The organism is Pedobacter rhizosphaerae, from assembly GCF_900111155.1.
GTDB lineage: Bacteria > Bacteroidota > Bacteroidia > Sphingobacteriales > Sphingobacteriaceae > Pedobacter > Pedobacter rhizosphaerae.
The window spans coordinates 13,834-33,318 of record NZ_FOGG01000005.1 but is presented as its reverse complement, the minus strand read 5'-3'; the positions used below and the strand labels follow the sequence as shown (position 1 = coordinate 33,318).

The 19,485-nt window shown below is 37.3% G+C and carries 25 protein-coding genes; 11 read left to right on the top strand and 14 right to left on the bottom strand.

Annotated elements, in window-relative coordinates; all coding sequences use genetic code 11:
- Positions 1–283 precede the first annotated feature (283 nt).
- From idi to BMX11_RS05315, 4 genes are all read right to left on the bottom strand, one after another.
- Positions 284–808: an isopentenyl-diphosphate Delta-isomerase gene (gene idi, locus BMX11_RS05330; RefSeq protein WP_090882210.1), complete on the bottom strand. Its 525-nt coding sequence runs from the start codon at positions 806–808 to the stop codon at positions 284–286.
- Positions 808–1,644, bottom strand: a complete 837-nt coding sequence (locus tag BMX11_RS05325) for a phytoene/squalene synthase family protein (RefSeq protein WP_090882208.1) — start codon at positions 1,642–1,644, stop codon at positions 808–810. The genes idi and BMX11_RS05325 overlap by 1 nt, the downstream gene beginning before the upstream one ends.
- Complete coding sequence (locus tag BMX11_RS05320) at positions 1,641–2,534, bottom strand: MerR family transcriptional regulator (RefSeq protein ID WP_090882206.1); 894 nt, start codon at positions 2,532–2,534, stop codon at positions 1,641–1,643. The genes BMX11_RS05325 and BMX11_RS05320 overlap by 4 nt, the downstream gene beginning before the upstream one ends.
- 87 nt (positions 2,535–2,621) lie before the next feature.
- Positions 2,622–2,900, bottom strand: coding sequence for a hypothetical protein (locus tag BMX11_RS05315; RefSeq protein WP_090882204.1), 279 nt, complete (start codon positions 2,898–2,900; stop codon positions 2,622–2,624).
- A 482-nt stretch (positions 2,901–3,382) separates the two neighbouring features.
- Between BMX11_RS05315 and BMX11_RS05305 the strand changes: the two genes are divergently transcribed.
- The 8 genes from BMX11_RS05305 to BMX11_RS05270 all read left to right on the top strand — a co-directional run bounded on the left by BMX11_RS05305 (position 3,383) and on the right by BMX11_RS05270 (position 8,702).
- On the top strand, positions 3,383–4,132 hold the full coding sequence (locus BMX11_RS05305; RefSeq protein WP_090882200.1) for a LytR/AlgR family response regulator transcription factor: 750 nt from the start codon (positions 3,383–3,385) through the stop codon (positions 4,130–4,132).
- Positions 4,133–4,453: 321 nt separating this feature from the next.
- Positions 4,454–4,819 carry a response regulator transcription factor gene (locus BMX11_RS05300; RefSeq protein WP_175474477.1) on the top strand — a complete coding sequence of 122 codons (366 nt, stop codon included), beginning with the start codon at positions 4,454–4,456 and terminating at the stop codon, positions 4,817–4,819.
- A gap of 4 nt (positions 4,820–4,823) precedes the next feature.
- On the top strand, positions 4,824–5,453 hold the full coding sequence (locus BMX11_RS05295; protein WP_090882198.1) for a hypothetical protein: 630 nt from the start codon (positions 4,824–4,826) through the stop codon (positions 5,451–5,453).
- A gap of 108 nt (positions 5,454–5,561) precedes the next feature.
- A complete protein-coding gene (locus BMX11_RS05290) occupies positions 5,562–6,935 on the top strand; it encodes an exonuclease domain-containing protein (protein WP_090882196.1) in 1,374 nt (457 codons plus the stop codon).
- A gap of 54 nt (positions 6,936–6,989) precedes the next feature.
- Positions 6,990–7,325, top strand: coding sequence for an MmcQ/YjbR family DNA-binding protein (locus tag BMX11_RS05285; RefSeq protein WP_090882194.1), 336 nt, complete (start codon positions 6,990–6,992; stop codon positions 7,323–7,325).
- A 102-nt stretch (positions 7,326–7,427) separates the two neighbouring features.
- Complete coding sequence (locus tag BMX11_RS05280; protein WP_090882192.1) at positions 7,428–7,844, top strand: VOC family protein; 417 nt, start codon at positions 7,428–7,430, stop codon at positions 7,842–7,844.
- Positions 7,845–7,926: 82 nt separating this feature from the next.
- Positions 7,927–8,238: an ArsR/SmtB family transcription factor gene (locus BMX11_RS05275; protein WP_090882190.1), complete on the top strand. Its 312-nt coding sequence runs from the start codon at positions 7,927–7,929 to the stop codon at positions 8,236–8,238.
- 32 nt (positions 8,239–8,270) lie between these two features.
- Positions 8,271–8,702 carry an SRPBCC family protein gene (locus BMX11_RS05270; protein ID WP_090882188.1) on the top strand — a complete coding sequence of 144 codons (432 nt, stop codon included), beginning with the start codon at positions 8,271–8,273 and terminating at the stop codon, positions 8,700–8,702.
- Between the two features lie 43 nt (positions 8,703–8,745).
- Here the strand turns inward: BMX11_RS05270 and bioA are convergent, their stop codons facing one another.
- The 3 genes from bioA to BMX11_RS05255 are packed head-to-tail and all read right to left on the bottom strand — an operon-like array spanning position 8,746 to position 11,479.
- Entirely contained in the window at positions 8,746–10,026 is a 1,281-nt protein-coding gene (bioA, locus tag BMX11_RS05265; protein WP_090882186.1) for an adenosylmethionine--8-amino-7-oxononanoate transaminase, read from the bottom strand.
- Between the two features lie 27 nt (positions 10,027–10,053).
- A complete protein-coding gene (locus BMX11_RS05260) occupies positions 10,054–10,506 on the bottom strand; it encodes an NUDIX domain-containing protein (protein ID WP_090882185.1) in 453 nt (150 codons plus the stop codon).
- Positions 10,493–11,479: a cation diffusion facilitator family transporter gene (locus BMX11_RS05255; protein ID WP_090882182.1), complete on the bottom strand. Its 987-nt coding sequence runs from the start codon at positions 11,477–11,479 to the stop codon at positions 10,493–10,495. The genes BMX11_RS05260 and BMX11_RS05255 overlap by 14 nt, the downstream gene beginning before the upstream one ends.
- A gap of 115 nt (positions 11,480–11,594) precedes the next feature.
- Here BMX11_RS05255 and BMX11_RS05250 point away from each other — a divergent pair, with 115 nt between their 5' ends.
- Entirely contained in the window at positions 11,595–12,791 is a 1,197-nt protein-coding gene (locus tag BMX11_RS05250; RefSeq protein WP_175474476.1) for a pyridoxal phosphate-dependent aminotransferase, read from the top strand.
- Positions 12,792–13,040: 249 nt separating this feature from the next.
- Here BMX11_RS05250 and BMX11_RS05245 read toward each other — a convergent pair whose 3' ends face one another.
- A complete protein-coding gene (locus tag BMX11_RS05245) occupies positions 13,041–14,285 on the bottom strand; it encodes an ABC transporter permease (protein WP_090882180.1) in 1,245 nt (414 codons plus the stop codon).
- A 199-nt stretch (positions 14,286–14,484) separates the two neighbouring features.
- Between BMX11_RS05245 and queA the strand changes: the two genes are divergently transcribed.
- Both queA and BMX11_RS05235 read left to right on the top strand, forming a co-directional pair.
- Positions 14,485–15,534 (top strand): tRNA preQ1(34) S-adenosylmethionine ribosyltransferase-isomerase QueA, encoded by a 1,050-nt coding sequence (queA, locus tag BMX11_RS05240; RefSeq protein WP_090882177.1) that lies wholly within the window; start codon positions 14,485–14,487, stop codon positions 15,532–15,534.
- Between the two features lie 74 nt (positions 15,535–15,608).
- Positions 15,609–16,283: a 2-C-methyl-D-erythritol 4-phosphate cytidylyltransferase gene (locus BMX11_RS05235; protein ID WP_090882175.1), complete on the top strand. Its 675-nt coding sequence runs from the start codon at positions 15,609–15,611 to the stop codon at positions 16,281–16,283.
- Positions 16,284–16,305: 22 nt separating this feature from the next.
- Here BMX11_RS05235 and BMX11_RS24090 read toward each other — a convergent pair whose 3' ends face one another.
- From BMX11_RS24090 to BMX11_RS05210, 6 genes are all read right to left on the bottom strand, one after another.
- Positions 16,306–16,464 (bottom strand): lmo0937 family membrane protein, encoded by a 159-nt coding sequence (locus BMX11_RS24090; protein WP_139180130.1) that lies wholly within the window; start codon positions 16,462–16,464, stop codon positions 16,306–16,308.
- 161 nt (positions 16,465–16,625) lie between these two features.
- Positions 16,626–16,847, bottom strand: a complete 222-nt coding sequence (locus BMX11_RS05230; protein WP_010603503.1) for a DUF2795 domain-containing protein — start codon at positions 16,845–16,847, stop codon at positions 16,626–16,628.
- A gap of 85 nt (positions 16,848–16,932) precedes the next feature.
- The gene (locus tag BMX11_RS05225) at positions 16,933–17,481 is read right to left on the bottom strand and encodes a cob(I)yrinic acid a,c-diamide adenosyltransferase (RefSeq protein ID WP_090882173.1); all 549 of its coding nucleotides are present in this window, start codon (positions 17,479–17,481) and stop codon (positions 16,933–16,935) included.
- Positions 17,482–17,552: 71 nt separating this feature from the next.
- The gene (locus tag BMX11_RS05220) at positions 17,553–18,317 is read right to left on the bottom strand and encodes an ABC transporter ATP-binding protein (RefSeq protein ID WP_090882171.1); all 765 of its coding nucleotides are present in this window, start codon (positions 18,315–18,317) and stop codon (positions 17,553–17,555) included.
- Positions 18,318–18,381: 64 nt separating this feature from the next.
- Positions 18,382–18,672: an Asp-tRNA(Asn)/Glu-tRNA(Gln) amidotransferase subunit GatC gene (gene gatC, locus BMX11_RS05215; protein WP_090882169.1), complete on the bottom strand. Its 291-nt coding sequence runs from the start codon at positions 18,670–18,672 to the stop codon at positions 18,382–18,384.
- A 2-nt stretch (positions 18,673–18,674) separates the two neighbouring features.
- Entirely contained in the window at positions 18,675–19,400 is a 726-nt protein-coding gene (locus BMX11_RS05210) for a lysophospholipid acyltransferase family protein (RefSeq protein WP_090882167.1), read from the bottom strand.
- Positions 19,401–19,485: the final 85 nt, after the last annotated feature.

Below are 19,485 nucleotides of genomic sequence, written 5' to 3'. Positions count from 1 at the left end.
AAAATCTGGTTTTTAGTTGGGAGTAGCGGGTTTGGAGTTTGATAGTATGAAGGAATGATTGGATGACTGAATGATGTAACAAGCGCTATTAACCATTCTATCATTCAAAACTCACTCATTCTATCATTCAAGACTCACTCATTCAATAATTCACATTACCTTATTATAATCTAAAAGTAAAAGAAATGTTAAAGATTTAGGATATATGAAAACTAACCCTATATTTGTCCTCGAGAGCGTTAATTTAGATACGGGTATATGGCTTAGGCTGTATGCCCGTTTTTTATTTTAGTGCTTCTTCCAGGTTACCGATTACCCCATCAAGGCATATTTTTAACCAGGCAGTATATTGGTCAGAATGCTGTTCAATATCCTTTTTCAAATCAAACAGGCTTATATATCGATATTCTTCAACCTCTGTTGGATTAATAACAGGCAGATCGTCAGATACTCCATAAAAAACATGATCCAGTTCATGCTCGGTTAATCCATCCTCAAATTTAACCTTATAGGTAAAATTAAATAAGTAATTAAGATCACAGCTCATTCCCATTTCCTCCATCAACCGACGGTTAGCAGCTGCCAGGTTCTCTTCTCCTACCCGTGGGTGACTACAGCAGGTATTGGTCCACAAACCACCTGAGTGATATTTACCAATGGCCCGTCTTTGAAGTAAAAGTTCCTTTTTAGAATTGAATATGAATACCGAAAAAGCCCGGTGAAGCATTCCTTTTTCGTGTGCTTCCAACTTATCCATCTGGCCTTGAGGCAAATCATGCTCATCAACCAAAATTACTTGCTCGGTCATTATATTACATTTAACTTATGCCTAATCATGGAATCAAACATTAAGCCGATTTTATGGTGATTGGGTATCCTAATTCTTTCACTCATAATTTTATCAGCAGAAAGCCCTTTAATTTTACAGAATAACTTTTTATAATAGATGTAAGACAGATAAACACCGTTTCTGGAGCTAGCAGGCAACATTTTTATTCCAATTAACGCCTCTTCAAATTCCTGCTCTATTTCTTGTTCTATAGACTTTTTTTGAAGATCACAAAATGCAGTAAGATCTATATCAGGAAAGTAATTCCGTTTTAAACCTTCGTGATCCGCCCTGATATCTCTCAAAAAATTAACCTTTTGGAAGGCTGAGCCTAACTTCATCGCATAAGGTTTTAGTTGTTGGTAATGATTATCATTCCCCTGTGTAAAAACACGCAGACACATTAAACCAACCACTTCTGCGGAGCCCAAAATATATTCCTTGTAGAGGTCTTCCGTATAATATTTTTTCTCCAAATCCATCTCCATGCTATGGAGAAAAAGCTTCACCAACTCATGGTCAATGTGATATTTATTAACTACATCCTGAAAACAATTTAACACCGGATTTAAGCTAATGCCCTGCTCAATGGCTTCAAAAGTATCTTGTTTAAATTTATTTAATAAATATGGCTTATTATAATCATGAAAGGTATCAACAATTTCATCAGCCAGGCGCACGAAACCATATATTGAATATACAGGATCGCGATGTTCTTTACCTAAAAAGTAAATACCAAGAGAAAAACTGGTGCTATACTTTTTGGTAATAAGCTTACTGCAGGCAACAGATAGTTGATCAAATATTTCTTTCATAAGATAGTGGGGATTTTCATCATTTCTTCAAATTCTACAAGTGTTTTGCACCAATTGATATGCTCAATATGGTTCAGTTTACCAATCATTTGTCCATTGCCTGAAAGGTGAATGTTAACATTCCGGCAAATATGAGATAATTGATTAACATAATTTTGGACATCTTTAATCATACTCCCCTTCATCATAAAAAGAAGTACATGATTAACCTTGGTGGTATTTAACACTTCCTTAATGGAAGCCAATGGGACCCTACTCCCCAAAAATATCACATTTTTACCGTTTAACCTTAATATGTAGGAGGCAAGTAATAAACCAATATCATGATCTTCATCCTCAGGAAGAAAGAGTAACCAACTCTCGCTGGAAGAGGTTGTACCTGGAAGCGCGTTAATTGCAGCAAATAATTTTTGGCGGATAATGTTCGAAATAAAGTGTTCATGCGCAGGGCAGATATCGTCTTTGCTCCACATTAACCCTAACTTAACCAACAGAGGATAAAGTATTTCCTGATAGGTGCCAACCGGACCTATATCACTGAAGGAACGATCTAAAAGCCTGGAGAACGAATTTCCATCAAAGGAAAGCCCATAGTTAATTAACTGGCTTACAATAGATTCGTAATGCTTATCGACAGTAAAACTTGCCAGTTGCTGATCCAATAAAATATTAAAATCATGCTTAGACAGGTTACATATCTTGGATATTTTTAAACCAGATTGATTTAAACTCACAATGTTGAGCAACCTTTTAAGCTGCTCATCGTTGTACAGGCGCGTATTTCCATCAGATCTATCTGGCTTTAATGCCTGGTAACGCTGCTCCCATATCCTAATCGTATGAGATTGAACACCCGAAAGCTGCTCCAGATCTGAAATAGAGTAAACCATTATTTTGTTTAAATATACAACTCAAAAATCTAAACAAAAACAATAGCGGAATGTTTTAATCCAAAAAAAATATTTAGGAGTATCAGACTAACTTAGCGCCACTTCAGAAAGTAAAACGCCCTTCTCACCGTTTCCTGTTTCTATCGTATGTACATTTTTATAAGAATGGCTTAAAAAATCATAACCATTTTCCAAGCGCTTAATGGTTACTGCATTCAAAGGATAATTGAAATTGGTTTGCATACACAGCAAGTTCCCGTTGGCCAGTAAGAGAAAATCACAATCGTAACCCATTTCTTGCAGTTCAATTACTTTTTTAGTGAGCGAAACATTTAGGCGGTTAGTTCTGCGGGATTTATTTTTCATGGATATTAGGTTTAGGATGAATAGGTAGATGACAGGACTTCATTTGGGCTACAACCCTAAGAAATACAAAACTAATATACTGTATTACAAACAATTAAAAAAATTTGTTTTAAAATTCTTACTAACGCTAACAAGGAAGCATATTCGTCATTTCTGCTGTTTAAAGCATTTAAACAACCACTTACAAAGATTTTTGGAGTTTGAGCATCATCGATAATGGATAAGATGAATGATGCTGAATTTGAATGCAAGAAACGTGACATTGAGCATTGCTAGTCAATTACCTTCGCATAGCCATGCCTGTTTATCACTTATTCTCCGTAGTGGTAATCGTACTTAAAAATTATTATTTACGGTTAAATCCATGTAATTAATACAAAAATTGATAATTTAGTATCCAAACTTGTTTTAAATAGAATAATTTCTCCCAAAATCAGTTTAATATATATTTAACTTACATCTCATCTCCTAAACCAACTGAAATGCCCATTACCTGTATTGCCATTGATGACGATCCTACTTCTTTAGAGAGTTTAATAGAATATATTGAAAACTCACCTGATTTAGAACTTATCAAAACCTTTGCGGAGCCTCTGCAAGCATTGTCTGAAATTTCGGCTTCCAATCCGGTTGATATTATATTTATGGATATCGAGATGCCCGCTATATCAGGAATTGAGCTGGCCAGTTTATTGAGACAAAAAACCAAACATTTAATATTTACAACTGCACATACCAGGTATGCCATTGATGCCTTCAAAGTAGAAGCAGATGCCTATCTTTTAAAACCCTATTCCGTTTTAAATTTTATCAAAACCATTGGCAATCTATATCCGAACGGCAAAAAAGATGTTAATCCCTTAACTGTTTTTGAAGATCATTATTTCTACATCCCCGTGCAGGATGAAAGCGGAAGTCTGATTAAAATTGATCTCGACGAATTGATTTCAATAGAGAACTCACACCAGGAAATTCAGTTCAAAACGCTGAACAAAAATTATGTGAGCGCAAAATTAGATCTTATTAAAATGATGAAAATGCTAAAAAAACACCCTGCATTTTTACAGATTAGTGAAAACATCATCATTGCTAAACAACACATTAAAAGCGTTTTAGGCAACCAGGTTCTGCTTTCCGGAGAAACCTCCTATCCTATTGCCGCAAGTCATCAGGAGCTTTTCTCCACTTTCCTTAAAAGTAATTTATTAAAACCTACCAACTTACCCGATTGAGTTCATCCCCCCAGTTGATTACCACGGCAAAATTCGGTTGGAGCAGGCATCCAACCCAATGAACAAATGTCTAATGAACTAGTTACATCTACCACCAAGATACAAAAGGCACCAATAGGTAAAGGTCAACCAAACAACCAATCCAACAATTAAGCAGTTCAACAAATGAACAATTGAACAATTAAGCAAGTTAGCAATTGAACAAGTGAGCAAATGAATAATTGAACAATCCCCCTCCGGGTATTTTATCCGTTCTAAAACATTCCTGTCAATTATTTGTCTTTACAGTAACTTATTAATTATTTAAAGACACCTATTACATTGAAAAAGATTTTAGTTGTTGATGACGATCCAGATATACTGGATGTTTTTCAGCTTACTTTACAAGAAGAAAATTACCAAGTTTATCCCTTGCTTTCACCCCGATACATCTTTAAAACCATAAAGGATTTTCGTCCGGATTTAATTATATTGGATATTATGTTGAATGGTATGGACGGGCGGGCAGTATTTAAAGAATTGAGGTTAAATCCACAAACCGAGCATATTCCAGTTATAATGGCTTCTGCCCGATTTGACGAAAAATATATTTCTACCCAAAGTTATGAACCAGATTTTTACCTGGAAAAACCTTTCAATATTAACGAGTTATTAAAAAAAGTAAAACAGCTCACCTCTAAGAATTAAGCGTATGAAATCAGCAGCCACAGGTATATTTTTACTGTCTCTTATTTTCTTTTCAAAAAACGGTTATGCACAAAGTAACCGTGCAGACAAGCTCTATTCTATGAGTGGGATTGGATTTGCAATGCCTGTAGGAGAAAGTGCTGATTTTTTTAAACCTAAATTCTCTACAACTTTGGGATTAAATCTCGCCCTGGGAAATGGAGGGTTATTTTTGTACCCACAATTTAGTCTTCATGCCTATAAATTCAATCAAATAGATGCCGACACGGGATATCCATATACGCTTCAGGAAGGAAGAGCATCAACTTACTTGCTTAATGTTGCACTTGGTTATAGAAAATTTGTAAATAAATGGGCTTTCTATGGTTATGGGGGCGCTGGAGGTGGTTTTATCCTCACTCCTCAAGCTGGTGTGGATACAAATAACCAAAAGGTTACCTTGAATAACAAAACCAATGGAACAGGCATTATAGAAGCGGGTATTGGTACCGAATACAGCCTGGGTGGAGTAAGCCTATTCTTAGAAACCAGCTACATGCAAGGGTTAAGTAAAATTCAGAACAGAACCTTTAGTACTGTTCCCATAACATTTGGCATTAAACCAAATTTGAGTAAGCTTATACGTAAACGTTAGGATTTGTCAGGCAGAGATCTTATTTGAAGCAAATGTGATAAAAATTCAAAAACGTTTTCCATACTAAATATTTTAGCATAAATTTGTATTTCATTTTTTATACAGAATATGTTATACGCCATTGTAGATATTGAAACCACTGGAGGCCACGCTTCGGCGAATGCCATTACAGAAGTTGCAATTAATATACATGATGGTAATGAAGTGGTAGAACGGTATACAACACTGATTAACCCCAAACGAGAAATACCAGTTTACATTACTGCACTTACCGGTATTGATAATGCCATGCTTGCTGATGCACCAGCATTTGAAGAGGTAGCGTTTCAAATACACCAACTCCTTCATGATAAGGTATTTGTAGCCCATAATGTCAATTTTGATTATTCTTTCCTCAGGCATCACTTATCTCTTTACGGATACGAATTAAACTGTAGAAAACTATGCACTGTAAGGCTTAGCCGCAAACTTTTACCTGGTAAAAGTTCATATGGCTTAGGAAAACTTTGCAGCGCTTTGCAAATCCCCATCCATAACCGTCACCGGGCGGCCGGCGATGCTGATGCTACCAGCATTTTGTTTAATATGCTTTTAGAAACAGATCAGGAAGGCCTGATTGCTGAAATGCTAAAAAAAACATCAAAAGAGCAAGTCTTGCCTCCTCACCTGGATAAAAAAGTTATTTTAAACTTGCCTCAGCAACCTGGTGTTTATTATTTTAAAGACCGAAAAGGTAAGATTATCTACGTAGGAAAGGCCAAGGATTTGAGAAAGCGGGTTTTCAGCCATTTCACAGGTAACAAGCCTAATAAGCAGCGCCAGGATTTCTTACGCACCATTCACCATGTAGATTATGTAACCTGTGGTACAGAACTGATGGCTTTAATACTAGAGGCACATGAGATAAAGCGGCTTTGGCCAGAAAATAACCGGGCTATGAAACGCTATGAGCATAAATATGACCTATGCATTTTTGAAGATCAAAATGGTTATTTACGTCTCGCAATAGACAAACACCACACCAATAACAGATCGCTTCAAAGCTTTAACAGCTTGCTGGAAGGTTATAATTTCCTCAATCAGATGGTAGAAAAATACCAGCTTTGTGCAAAGTTATGCTACCTTCAAAAAAAATTCAGCAAATGCGTTGCCCATGAAAACGGACAGTGCTTTGGCGCTTGTAGCAGTATTCAAACCGTAGCGGTATACAATAAAAAATTAAACGCAGCGCTGCAGGATATTCAGCGTGCTCAACCGAGCTTTGCTTTAGTAGATGAAGGTAGAGAAGAAGAAGAATTGAGTTGCCTCGTGGTAGAAAATGGCAAGTTCTTCGGAATGGGATATTTTAGAGACAAAAATTATCTTTCCGACGGTCTGGAACCAGTTAAAGATAGTCTTTCCGTATATCCATCCAATAATTATATTCTGAATCTGATTTTAAGTCACGCAGAACAAAATCCACAGAAGCTATTTAAGCTATAATTGTGGAATTGCAGGTAAGATATTTTTTTAAACTTCATTACTAATTCAATATATATGACCGCTTCAACATTTAAAAACCTGGCTTTAGCATTTGAAGAAGTAACTGAGCAACCGCACTTTGAAAAAACCTCCTTCAGGGTAAAGAAAAAAATTATAGCAACCCTTGATGAGAAAACCCTGAAAGCATCCTTTAAGTTAACAGAAATTGACCAGTCTGTATTTTGTACATTCAAGCCCAAACAAATATATCCTGCAACTGGTGCCTGGGGAAGGCAAGGCTGGACTATCTTTGAACTGGCAGACCTACCCACTGAAATCATTCAAGATGCCTTAACCCTATCCTACCGTAATGTAGCGCCTAAGAATTTAGCCAGTAAATACGAAATCTGAATTTTCCAATAATTGTCCTAAATCCCCCTTTCTTTTTTCGCCTTTGGTCATCTAAAAGAAGATTAGACTCTTGTAACTTTACATCAATCAAATCTCAAAATCATGACTAAATCAATTTGGCTGAACTTACCCGTTAAAGACATCAGTAAATCAAAAACTTTCTTTTCTAAATTAGGGTTCAAACTCAATCTGGAATATGGAAGCAGGCCCGATTCCGCATCTTTCTTTATCGGTGATAATAATTTCGTGCTGATGCTTTTCGAACAGCAGCTTTACGAATCTTTTGTTGGTGCGAAACTTTCCAATGAACGTTCAGGAACAGAAGTGCTTTTTTCTATCGATGCAGAAAGTGTAGAGGAGGTTGATGAAATGGCTCAAAAAGTATTGGAAGCAGGCGGAACGCTATATGCAGAACCTGGCTTTAAAGATGGCTGGATGTATGGATGTGGCTTTACGGACCTAGACGGACAAAGATGGAGCTTGCTCTACATGGATTGGAGTAAAATGCCCCTGGGATAAAAAAAGATCCTCATTATTTTGCGTAAGCAATTACTTACACTTATATTCGTAAGTAATTGCTTACGCTTTTATTTTAAACGAGATGAGACGAGATGTATTTCAAGCCATTGCAGATCCAACCAGAAGAGAAATAATCCAGTTAATTGCGCATAAAAAGCTGAATCTAAATGCGATTGCCAATCAATTTGATATCAGCAGACCGGCCATTTCGCAGCATATCAAATTACTCGAAGAATGCGGCCTAATTACCATCACGCAAGAAGGGAGAGATCGATACTGCCAAATGGAATTCAAGAAACTTCAGGAAGTTGCTAAATGGATTGAACAGTACAGCATATTCTGGAATAAGAAATTAGACGCACTCGAACAGCACTTAAATCAAAAGGATAAATAATTCAATAATCTGATTCATTAAAATCATAAATTATGAAAAACGACCCTGTTATTGTAGAACGTGTTTACAATGCGCCAATTGAAAAGGTTTGGACTGCATTAACTCAAAATGAAGCATTAAAGTCCTGGTATTTTAAACTGGAAGAATTTAAACCTGAAGTAGGCTTTAAATTTGAATTTTCTGGCGGCCCGGAAGATGGCCCTCAATACCTGCACTTATGCGAAGTGGTAGAAGTTATTGAAGGAAAAAAAATCGCTTATACCTGGCGCTACGATGGTTATCCAGGAAACTCAACCGTAAGTTGGGAACTCTTTGACCATGGAGAAAAAACATTGCTTAAACTTACTCATGAAGGATTAGAAACATTTGCTGAAAATGGTCCTGATTTCGCTAAAACCAGTTTTGTTGGTGGATGGACTTACTTTGTAAATGATGCCCTTAAAAAATACCTGGAAAACGAATAACATTAATTACGGATGAAGAATCTTTGGCGATTCTTCATCTATTTTAAATTTCTTCCAAGGCGGCTTTTATGGTGTCGTAAATGTAATCCAGGTCCGTATCCTTGATAACATAGGGAGCCAGGATATAAATGATATTTCCTAAGGGCCTCAAAATTATACCTCTCTCTAAAAAATAGGCATACAGCTGATTGCGGTGATTACTTAAATAAGAAGTTCCCTGCTCAGTGTTCCATTCTATGGCAATAATAGTTCCCGTTTGCCGAACAGACTTTACTTTTTTGTGTCCTTCTATTTGCTTTAAAAAAAGTGCGTGCCGGGCTGAGATCCTTTGAATGTTTTCTAAAGTGGTGTTTTCCAACAAGAGGTCTAAACTGGCCAATGCGGCCACACATGCAATCGGATTCGCCGTAAAAGAATGCCCATGGTATAAGGTTTTCAACTTATCGTCACTCAAAAAGGCATTAAAAATATCAACAGTACAAGTTGTAACACCCAAAGGCATAGTTCCTCCGGTTAAACCCTTGCTCAAACAAAATATATCGGGTTTGTGATGAAGTTGCTCGCAAGCGAAATAAGTTCCTGTTCTACCAAAACCAGTCATTACCTCATCAGCTATAGTTAAAATATCGTTCTTCTGGCAAGCTAAGATCAACTGATCCAGGTATTTTGCTTCATACATCAACATCCCCCCCGACCCTAAAATTAGAGGTTCAAAAATGAAACAGCTAGTATTCTGGAGGCTGGAAATATATTTAACAAGATCACTAATATTCTCTTCATTTGGGAGTTCGATAAACTCCACATCAAATAGCAGGCTGTTAAATGCATCGGTAAAAATACTTCTTCCACTTACCGACATGGCGCCAAAGGTATCGCCGTGGTAAGCATTTTTAAAGGCCAGTATCTTTGTTTTTGGGTTACCTAAATTATCCCAATACTGTAAGCACATCTTTAAGGCCACTTCTACTGCCGTAGAGCCGTTATCAGTATAAAAAACCCTTTCCTGTTTCCCGGGAAGTAAGGGTAAAAGTCGCTCTGCAAGCAAAACCGCTGGTTCATGAGTAAAACCCGCAAAAATAACATGCTCCAAAGTTGTCAATTGTTCAGTTACCTTTTTTGCAATATAAGGATGCGAATGACCATGAATATTTACCCACCAGGAAGAAACTGCATCAATATACCGTTTGCCATTTTCATCAAAAACATATACGCCTTCTCCTTTCACAATGGGGATGTGAGGCAATGCATCCTTCATTTGTGTGTAAGGGTGCCAGATTACCTTTTTATCGCGTTCAGCTAAACTAAGATTAGAAATTGACGACATGATGTACTGATTTAAAACAGGATATGATTAATACTGAACCGCAAATTTATTCTTTAATAGCTGGGCAACGGTTTTATCTGTCCTAAAAGTAATTTCATCAAGAGAAAGTGTTGCAATGTTAACCCAGCGAAAAGCCTGAAGAACCTCTCCTTCCGCATCGAAATCGTAAATCTTATCCTTAAAAGCCAATTGCAAAGGAGCTTTTTCCTTCACCAAATAATAAACACTGATTACCTGACTATCATTAAAGGAAGATTTTTCATAAAAATCAGTAGTATAAAAATGAGAAAGTACTTCTATTTCTGCCTGACATTCCTCTATAAACTCACGCTTAAGGCCATCAATTAATCCTTCTCCCAATTCTAAACCGCCACCAGGAAATTTACTAAAACGAAAGCCATACTCCTCTTCATCACTAACTAAAACTTCATTCTTTGCATTGATTAAAAGGCCGTATACCCTTACATTAAAGTAGCTCATTTTCGAAATGTTTTTTATTCTTGATTACAATTTCCGGAGTCCAGACAATTTCAGCTTTAAAAGGCTCCGATCTCACCGGACAATCACTCATATGGCAATAATGACAACATGCGGGCAGGCAAGGATCGGCATGGATAAACAATTCGGCCTTTCTTACACCACTTTTATTAATCAGCTCATCAATCTGGGAAATTTCTTTATGTACCTTATTTAAATCAAAATAATAAGGCAAGGTAACATGGCAATCAATATGGAATTCAGGCCCATATTGCTGGGTGCGCAGGTTATGCACATCAATCCAGGGCCTATGCCGGTTTTTTTGTAAAACCTCCACTACTTCTTCTACCAGCGTGAAATCACTTTCATCCATCAATCCGCCAACAGAGCCTCTGGTGAGCTTATAGCCAGAATAAACGATGTAGAATCCCACCAGGATAGAAAGTAAACTATCTAACCAAATAATATTTGTTAGCTGAATCAACACCAGGCCCACAACAATAGCAATACTGGTATAGGTGTCGGTTAATAAATGCCTTCCATCTGCCTTTAGCGTAATGGAGTGCTCATCATTACCTACTTTAATCAGATAAAGCCCTACAATCATATTAACAATACCGGTTACCCCAATAATTACTGTTCCCTGTAATAATTGTCCTAAAGCATGCGGGTAAATCAGGTTGTAGGAAGATTTAAAAATAATGACTACACCTGCGATCAAAATCAGGATTCCCTCCACAAAAGCAGAGAAAAACTCCACCTTTCCATGCCCGTAAGGGTGATTTTCATCCCGTGGCTGGGTGCTCAGGTAAATACTGTAGAAAGCAAAGCTTCCGGCAATAACGTTAACTATACTTTCTGCTGCATCAGTTAAGATAGCATTAGATCCGGTGATAAAATAGGCGGCAAATTTAGCTAACATCAACAGCACACTCACCAGCAAGGAAATTAATATAGCTCTCTTTTTTACCGACACAAGAATATTTTTTTGTCAAAAATACGCTTATCGCCTAAAATAAATGATAAAAACTATGGCTTTTTTAGTGCAGAATAATATTTGGTTTATATATTTGCGCTCAAAGCAATTAACCATGAGCACCTTATCACAAAGAATCAACAATCTTTCAGAATCTGCAACGCTTAAAATGACTAAACTTGGCCGCGAATTAGCTGCTAAAGGAATTAATGTTATTAGCTTAAGCGTTGGCGAACCCGATTTTAATACGCCAGAGCATGTTAAAAATGCAGCAAAAAAAGCGTTAGACGAGAACTACACGCGTTATTCTCCAGTACCAGGATACCCTGATTTGCGCCAAGCTATTGTAAACAAGCTTAAAACGGAAAACAATCTGGACTACGACATTTCTCAAATTGTAGTTTCTACAGGTGCCAAGCAATCGCTTTCGAATGTGATCTTAACCTTAATCGATCCGGAAGACGAAGTGATTATTCCTACACCATACTGGGTATCTTACTCTGAAATGGTAACGCTTGCCGAAGGAAAATCTGTTTTTATTAATACAGATATTGAAAGTAACTTCAAAATCACTCCGGAGCAATTAGAAGCTGCCATTACGCCAAAATCAAAATTGTTTATGTTCTCCTCACCTTGTAACCCTACAGGTTCGGTATATAACAAGGAAGAACTGGCAGCATTGGTTAAAGTTTTTGAAAAACATCCAAACATCTATATCCTTTCTGATGAAATTTATGAACACATCAACTTTGTTGATCAACATGAATCCATTGCACAATTTGAAAGCATTAAAGACCGCGTAATTATTGTAAACGGTTTCTCTAAAGCCTTTGCAATGACCGGCTGGAGATTAGGCTACATTGCAGCAAATAAAGAGATTGCAGCAGCTAATGATAAACTACAGGGGCAAACTACCTCTGGAACTTGTTCTATTGCGCAAAGAGCTGGTATTGTGGCTTACGAGCAAGGACTTGAAAGCGTATTGGAAATGAAAAAAGCATTTACCCGTCGCAGAGAGCTAGTTTACAACTTGTTAAACGATATCCCAGGCGTAAAAACCAACCTTCCGGAAGGTGCATTTTATTTCTTCCCTGAAATCAGTTCATTTTTCGGAAAAAAGGATGCAGATGGAAACGTAATTAAAAATTCTGCTGATTTGGCCCTCTACTTACTAAACGTTGGCCATGTGGCTACTGTAGGCGGCGATTCTTTCGGAAACGACAATTATATTCGCTTATCTTATGCAGCATCAGATGAAAGCTTAACTGAAGCCTTAAGAAGAATCAGAGAGGCATTAGGCAAACTGGCATAACAGGAAACCTTTTAAATATAAGATCCCCGTTGAAATTACTTTTAACGGGGATTTTTTTTGATACTAAAAGGGTTTAAAGTTTAAAGTTTAAAGTTGAACGTAAAAAGTTGAAAGTTTAAAGTTGATATTGAGCTAGCGAACCACCATAAGTTCCTAACTCGCCTTAAGTACTTAACGAGTAGGCACCCGGTCTTTATACTTGATACTCGATACTTGATACTTGATACTAGATACTAGACACTAAAAAACCTAACTCCTGATCGCTTCAACCGGATCTAACCTGGAAGCTGAATAAGCGGGCCAGAAACCTGATATTGTGCCGATAATCACCGAAATCCAAACGCCAAGGTTTATATTGGCCAATCCAAGTACCACTTGTACATCAGCTACCTGATCTAGGATAACAGTACCCAGGTACACCAGAATCAACCCCAGTGCACCACCCATTAAGCATAGTGTAATGGATTCGAAAATAAATTGAAGCAGAATAAAATAATTCTTGGCACCTAAAGACTTCTGAATACCAATGATGTTGGTTCGCTCCTTTACAGAAACGAACATGATATTAGCAATACTGAAACCACCCACTAAAATTGAAAACCCACCTATAATCCATCCGGCAATATTGACCATTTTGAACATGGAATCCAGCTGATTGGAGATAATTGTTGTTTTATTTAAAGCAAAGTCATCTTCTTCTCCTGGTTTAAGCCGATGGATAGAACGCATTAAGCCTCTTAACTCGCTCTCCACTTCCTCTAAAGATACTTTATCTGTGCCCCTTACCGTAATTTGTGGTCCGTAACGATCACTTTGAACATCCAGAACCCCTTTGGCAAAATTGATAGGTATATTTACATTTTTATCCAGAGAAGTACCCAACATATCTTCACCTTCCTTCTTGAATATCCCCACAACCGTGAGTCTTCTACCTAAAATCTGGACTTGTTTACCCACAGGGGCTTCACCGTTAAAAAGTCCATCTGCTATATCAGCGCCCAATATACATACCGGAGAACCATTATTACTTTCATTTTCAGTAAAATAGCGACCATCCTGCAATTCAAAATTCCAGGTTTTATTAAAATCCTGCGAAGCAGCCCAGATGGATATCCCTTCAACAGAACTACTTCTGTATTTGATGGTTCTATCGCTGGTTGAAATCTCAAAAGTGATACCCTGTGCATTTTCCATCCGCTCTCTGAGCGCCACAAAATCACGTTGAGAAGGCTGAGGGCGGTTCATGTATTTCCACCAGGGATAATTATCGCTAAAACTCCAAGGCCATTTTTGAACATAAATTGTGTTTGAACCCAATTTATCTACACTCGCCTGCAACTTGTTTCTAAAGGTATCTACTGCCGAAAAAACAGCAATAATAGTAAAGATACCAATGGTAATTGCCAGTAAAGACAACATTGTACGTAACTTGTTCTGGCGCAGTGCATCAAATGCAAAACGGAAACTCTCGCCTATTAGCCTAAAAATTATCATAATTGTGGTTTAGACACCTTCCATGTAAAAAGGTTACAGTTTATGCTCAAAACTAATTAATTTTATGGCAGTATGTTATTACTATGCCATAATTTTGACCTGTACACCTCCAAAACATTATTTAGTCTAAAAGCGTTTGATAAAATACTAAAAAGAAAAATTAAATTCGTATTTTTGCACCTCAAAAAATTCATCAGGAATGAAATTATCACAATTCAAATTCAACTTACCCGAGTCACTTGTAGCGCACAACCCATCAGAAGAACGCGATGAAGCACGTTTGATGGTTTTACACAAAGACAGCGGAAAAATTGAACATAAAATTTTCAAAGACGTTTTAGGTTATTTTGATGACCAGGATGTTATGATATTAAACAACACCAAAGTTTTCCCTGCCCGTTTATATGGCAATAAAGAAAAAACTGGTGCAACCATCGAAGTTTTCTTGTTACGTGAGTTAAACAAAGAATTACGTCTTTGGGATGTTCTTGTGGATCCTGCTCGTAAAATCCGTGTGGGTAATAAATTATATTTTGGTGATGACGATCTATTAGTTGCTGAAGTTGTTGACAACACAACTTCACGCGGACGTACGATTCGTTTCTTGTTTGAAGGTACCGACGAAGAGTTTAGAAGAAATGTAGAGATCTTAGGTGAAACTCCACTTCCTAAATACATTAAACGTAAAGCTACTGCTGAAGATAAAGAACGTTACCAAACCATCTTTGCTAAGCATGAAGGTGCAGTTGCAGCTCCTACTGCCGGATTGCACTTTAGCCGTGAATTAATGAAACGCCTAGAACTTAAAGGAATCAACTTTGCAGAAGTTACCCTTCACGTAGGATTGGGAACTTTCAGAACGGTAGAGGTTGAAGATTTAACCAAACACAAAATGGATTCTGAGCAATTTATCATCGAACAGAAAGATGCGGATATTGTAAATAAAGGTATTGCAGATAAGAGAAAAGTTTGTGCCGTTGGTACAACTTCAATGAGAGCTATCGAATCTGCGGTTTCGGCTAACAGAACGTTAAAAGCTGCAAACGACTGGACAAGTAAGTTTATCTTCCCTCCATATGATTTCAGTATTGCTAATTCAATGATTACCAACTTCCACACCCCAGAATCAACACTGTTAATGATGATCAGTGCTTTTGGTGGCTATGAGAATGTAATGAATGCATACGAAGTAGCGGTTAAGGAAAAATATAAATTCTATAGCTACGGCGATGCCATGCTAATTATATAATTGGATTCAAGTAGTGAGTATCAAGTATCAAGCACAAATCTTGCTACTTGATACTTGTATCTTGATACTACAATATGAAAAACTACGCTATAATTGTAGCTGGAGGTTCAGGAAACCGAATGCAGACTGAAACCCCAAAACAATTCCTGTTGCTTAACAACCTCCCTGTGTTAATGCATACCATCAAAGCTTTTGCACAAAGCGAATCTCAGCCTAAAATATTTTTAGTATTAAATACAGATCAACATCAGAACTGGCTTAATCTATGTAAAGAATTTAATTTCCAAATTCCGCATGAGGTAATTGATGGAGGAAAGGAAAGGTTCTATTCGGTTAAAAGCGCTTTAGACCAAATTGATGGTGAAGGCCTGGTAGCGATACACGATGCCGTAAGGCCGCTTGTTTCTAAAGCACTCATTGATTCTTGCTATTACGCCACTGCCGAAAAAGGGAATGCTGTAGCGGCGGTTAAGCCCACCGATAGCATTAGAAAAATAAAGGGGGCTTATACGGAAGCGGTTAACCGGGAAGACTTTTACCTCATTCAAACCCCGCAAACCTTTAATCTGCAACAAATAAAAAAAGCATATTTACAGCCTTTTACTCCCCTGTTTACTGACGATGCCAGTGTGGCTGAACAAGATGGTGTATTGATAAATTTAGTAGAAGGAGATAAAAACAACATTAAGATCACTTACCCAACAGATCTCGATTTGGCAGAAATATTGATCAACAAAAAAGCCCTTTAAATTTTAAAGGGCTTTTTTATTTTTAAGCCGCCCTGCCGATTACTTTAAGCAGAATGGCAATTACTGCGATTACTAATAAAACATGGATTATACCGCCTACATCGCCGAAGCCGTGGAATATAAATCCGATCACCCATAGTATAACCAATACTACTGCGACTAAATACAATAAATTTCCCATAGTGTTAATTCTTTAAGTAAATATTGAACTATTAACACCCATCCTTCAAATTTTGTTTAGAAAATGTAAAGAAATCAAACGAATATAAAAAAGAGGAAAAATACGGGATAATAAAAAAGCCTTCTGACTTTATCAGAAGGCTCTCTTTGAATTATGTTCTCTTAATATTCATCCTCATTAAAGAAGAAATCTTCTTTAGTTGGATAATCCGGCCAAATTTCCTCAATGGTTTCATAAGGTTCGCCATCATCTTCTAATGCCTGTAAGTTCTCAATAACTTCAACTGGTGCACCAGAGCGGATTCCATAATCGATTAATTCGTCTTTAGTTGCAGGCCATGGAGCGTCTTCCAAGTGCGATGCTAATTCTAATGTCCAATACATATTATCAATTCAATTAAATTCTCTTTCTTAATATTGCGCAAAGTATATTAAAATTTCTGAGCAAAACAAACTTATTTTTCAACTATTACACACGTGGAATCCAAATGTTTTCTTCCACCTCTGAATCAAGCGTCAGTTTTCGTGCCAAAACAAACAAATAATCGCTTAAACGGTTTAAATATATTGTTACACGCTCATCTACAAAGCTATTTTCTGCTAATTCTACGGTCAATCGCTCAGCTCTTCTACATACACAACGGGCAATATGGCAGTAAGATACTACAGTATTTCCACCAGGCAATACAAAGTGCTTTAATGCGGGCAATACTTCATTCATGGCATCCATCTCGTTTTCTAAAATCGTAACATCTTCCTCATGCAGGTCAGGGATTTTCATTTTAGATTTTTCCGGATCAGCAGCAAGAGAAGCGCCAACTGTAAACAGCCGGTCCTGAATCTCTTTTAGCATTTTTTGATGGTGTGGATCAATTGCCTGACACATAATTAATCCAATGTAAGAATTCAGCTCGTCAACCGTCCCGTAGCTCTCAATACGCAAATGATACTTGGGCACTCGGGTACCTCCAATTAAAGAAGTTTGCCCCTTATCTCCTGTTTTAGTATAGATTTTCATCAGTTATTTTTAGGTAAGAACACGAATATAGTATACCAAAGTCTTAAACCCGTAATCCTACACCCTAAAACCTATTTTTGATTTATTTTTTCCCAGTCGCTTCCACTTTCGTTTAAAGCCTGAAGCCTTGGAGAGACTGATTTTACGTCGGTATTGGCATAATCATTTTCAATTAATCCATCACGCATACGTACAATCCGATGGGCATGTTGTGCAATGTCTTCCTCGTGAGTAACCAAGATGATGGTATTTCCTCTGCTGTGAATTTCTTCCAATAACCCCATAATTTCAATAGAAGTTTTGGTATCAAGGTTACCGGTTGGCTCATCCGCAAGGATAATGGAAGGATCATTAATTAATGCCCTGGCTACAGCAACACGCTGTCTCTGCCCACCCGAAAGCTCATTGGGCTTATGGTCCATCCGGTTGCCCAAATTAACGCTCTCCAGCGCAGCTTTTGCTTTCTGCTCTCTTACTTTGCGGCTATATCCGGCATAAATTAGTGGTAGCGCCACGTTATCCAGAGAGGTAGAACGCGGTAATAAGTTAAACGTTTGAAACACAAAACCAATCTCTTTATTACGAACTTCAGCTAAAGCATCCTGGCTCATGTGGCTTACATCAGTACCGTTAAGTACATATGAACCACTTGTTGGCGTATCTAAACATCCCAGAATATTCATCAATGTAGATTTACCCGAGCCTGAGGGCCCCATTAAAGCTACGAACTCCCCCTTACGGATATCTAAAGAAACGGATTTAAGCGCATGAATGACCTCGGTGCCGATAACGTATTTACGACCAATTTCTTTGATTGTGATGATTGGTTTCTGCATGTTTTTTCTTTTTTAGACAATCACAAGGTTAAGGATGTTACAGTGATAGTATAAAATTACCGAATTACTTTTCGATAATTTTAGGAACCATAAAGAATTGATCGGTGTGTTTTGCCGAGTTTTTAAGTCCATCAGCTGTTGAAATCTCCTGTTTAACAACGTCTTCACGCCAAATATTCACAGATTCATTCATGTAAACCAAAGGCTTAACCGATGTGGTATCCAATTCGTTTAACTTCTCCATAAATGACAATATTTTATTCATTTCTGGAATCAACGTATCCACCTCCTGCTCATCAATATGAATTCTGGCCAAATCGGCTATCTTGTGAATGGTTTGTGCATCTAAATTCATACTTATACTAATTTACTGTCAATTAATTTAAAAACTTTATCTTTTAGTTCATCGGCATCATCTGCTGATAAACCTGTTGTATCTATCGGTTTGTGGATGTAAATATCGCAAATCCCTGGCTTACTTCCATACTTTCCGCCGTCGTCCCAGCTGATTTGCCAAATATTAGCGATTGTTACCGGAACCAATGGAATATTTTTATCAATGGCCAAACGAAATGGACCATTTTTAAACTCTCCAAGCTTTGGCGGATAATGGACATCAATCTTTCCTTCTGGAAAAATAACCAAAGTCATTCCGAGTTCCAGGTTATCGCCAGCTTTTTTAAATGCCCTAAAGGCCGAAATTTTACTTTCCCGGTTTACCGCAATATCAATCGTACTAAAAAATATCTTTAGAATAGGGTTCCTTAATAATTCATCCTTCCCCATAAAATGATACTTACCATGGGCCATGATGCAAAAAACCATAATATCCAAATTTGACGAATGATTGGCACAGTAAATATAAGTTTGCTTCCGGTCTAGTTTTTCCTCGAAATGATAGCTATAAAAAACGCCCGACAGCAAACTTGGAAAAAAACTATTGAGCTTCCTGAAGTAATTTAAAATACCATAATAACGCTGCTTCCTTGAGGTAAAGTAGTAAACGGGATAGAAGAGCATGAAAAAAAACAAGATCCAGAACAAAAACCAAGCCCGATGGATGCGTTTAAAAAATAAAGTCATAGATTATAGATAACCAAAAATAGAAAATATTTTCAGTTATCAGATTTCAGTTCGCAGTTAACCGTATGAAACTGAAATCTGCCAT

What these genes read in the sequence shown, in the direction of transcription:
- idi (WP_090882210.1), bottom strand. Translation starts at nt 808, where the DNA reads ATGACCGAGCAAGTAATTTTGGTTGATGAGCATGATTTGCCTCAAGGC.
- BMX11_RS05325 (WP_090882208.1), bottom strand. Translation starts at nt 1,644, where the DNA reads ATGAAAGAAATATTTGATCAACTATCTGTTGCCTGCAGTAAGCTTATT.
- BMX11_RS05320 (WP_090882206.1), bottom strand. Translation starts at nt 2,534, where the DNA reads ATGGTTTACTCTATTTCAGATCTGGAGCAGCTTTCGGGTGTTCAATCT.
- BMX11_RS05315 (WP_090882204.1), bottom strand. Translation starts at nt 2,900, where the DNA reads ATGAAAAATAAATCCCGCAGAACTAACCGCCTAAATGTTTCGCTCACT.
- BMX11_RS05305 (WP_090882200.1), top strand. Translation starts at nt 3,383, where the DNA reads ATGCCCATTACCTGTATTGCCATTGATGACGATCCTACTTCTTTAGAG.
- BMX11_RS05295 (WP_090882198.1), top strand. Translation starts at nt 4,824, where the DNA reads ATGAAATCAGCAGCCACAGGTATATTTTTACTGTCTCTTATTTTCTTT.
- BMX11_RS05290 (WP_090882196.1), top strand. Translation starts at nt 5,562, where the DNA reads ATGTTATACGCCATTGTAGATATTGAAACCACTGGAGGCCACGCTTCG.
- BMX11_RS05285 (WP_090882194.1), top strand. Translation starts at nt 6,990, where the DNA reads ATGACCGCTTCAACATTTAAAAACCTGGCTTTAGCATTTGAAGAAGTA.
- BMX11_RS05280 (WP_090882192.1), top strand. Translation starts at nt 7,428, where the DNA reads ATGACTAAATCAATTTGGCTGAACTTACCCGTTAAAGACATCAGTAAA.
- BMX11_RS05275 (WP_090882190.1), top strand. Translation starts at nt 7,927, where the DNA reads ATGAGACGAGATGTATTTCAAGCCATTGCAGATCCAACCAGAAGAGAA.
- BMX11_RS05270 (WP_090882188.1), top strand. Translation starts at nt 8,271, where the DNA reads ATGAAAAACGACCCTGTTATTGTAGAACGTGTTTACAATGCGCCAATT.
- bioA (WP_090882186.1), bottom strand. Translation starts at nt 10,026, where the DNA reads ATGTCGTCAATTTCTAATCTTAGTTTAGCTGAACGCGATAAAAAGGTA.
- BMX11_RS05260 (WP_090882185.1), bottom strand. Translation starts at nt 10,506, where the DNA reads ATGAGCTACTTTAATGTAAGGGTATACGGCCTTTTAATCAATGCAAAG.
- BMX11_RS05250 (WP_175474476.1), top strand. Translation starts at nt 11,595, where the DNA reads ATGAGCACCTTATCACAAAGAATCAACAATCTTTCAGAATCTGCAACG.
- BMX11_RS05245 (WP_090882180.1), bottom strand. Translation starts at nt 14,285, where the DNA reads ATGATAATTTTTAGGCTAATAGGCGAGAGTTTCCGTTTTGCATTTGAT.
- queA (WP_090882177.1), top strand. Translation starts at nt 14,485, where the DNA reads ATGAAATTATCACAATTCAAATTCAACTTACCCGAGTCACTTGTAGCG.
- BMX11_RS05235 (WP_090882175.1), top strand. Translation starts at nt 15,609, where the DNA reads ATGAAAAACTACGCTATAATTGTAGCTGGAGGTTCAGGAAACCGAATG.
- BMX11_RS24090 (WP_139180130.1), bottom strand. Translation starts at nt 16,464, where the DNA reads ATGGGAAATTTATTGTATTTAGTCGCAGTAGTATTGGTTATACTATGG.
- BMX11_RS05230 (WP_010603503.1), bottom strand. Translation starts at nt 16,847, where the DNA reads ATGTATTGGACATTAGAATTAGCATCGCACTTGGAAGACGCTCCATGG.
- BMX11_RS05225 (WP_090882173.1), bottom strand. Translation starts at nt 17,481, where the DNA reads ATGAAAATCTATACTAAAACAGGAGATAAGGGGCAAACTTCTTTAATT.
- BMX11_RS05220 (WP_090882171.1), bottom strand. Translation starts at nt 18,317, where the DNA reads ATGCAGAAACCAATCATCACAATCAAAGAAATTGGTCGTAAATACGTT.
- gatC (WP_090882169.1), bottom strand. Translation starts at nt 18,672, where the DNA reads ATGAATTTAGATGCACAAACCATTCACAAGATAGCCGATTTGGCCAGA.
- BMX11_RS05210 (WP_090882167.1), bottom strand. Translation starts at nt 19,400, where the DNA reads ATGACTTTATTTTTTAAACGCATCCATCGGGCTTGGTTTTTGTTCTGG.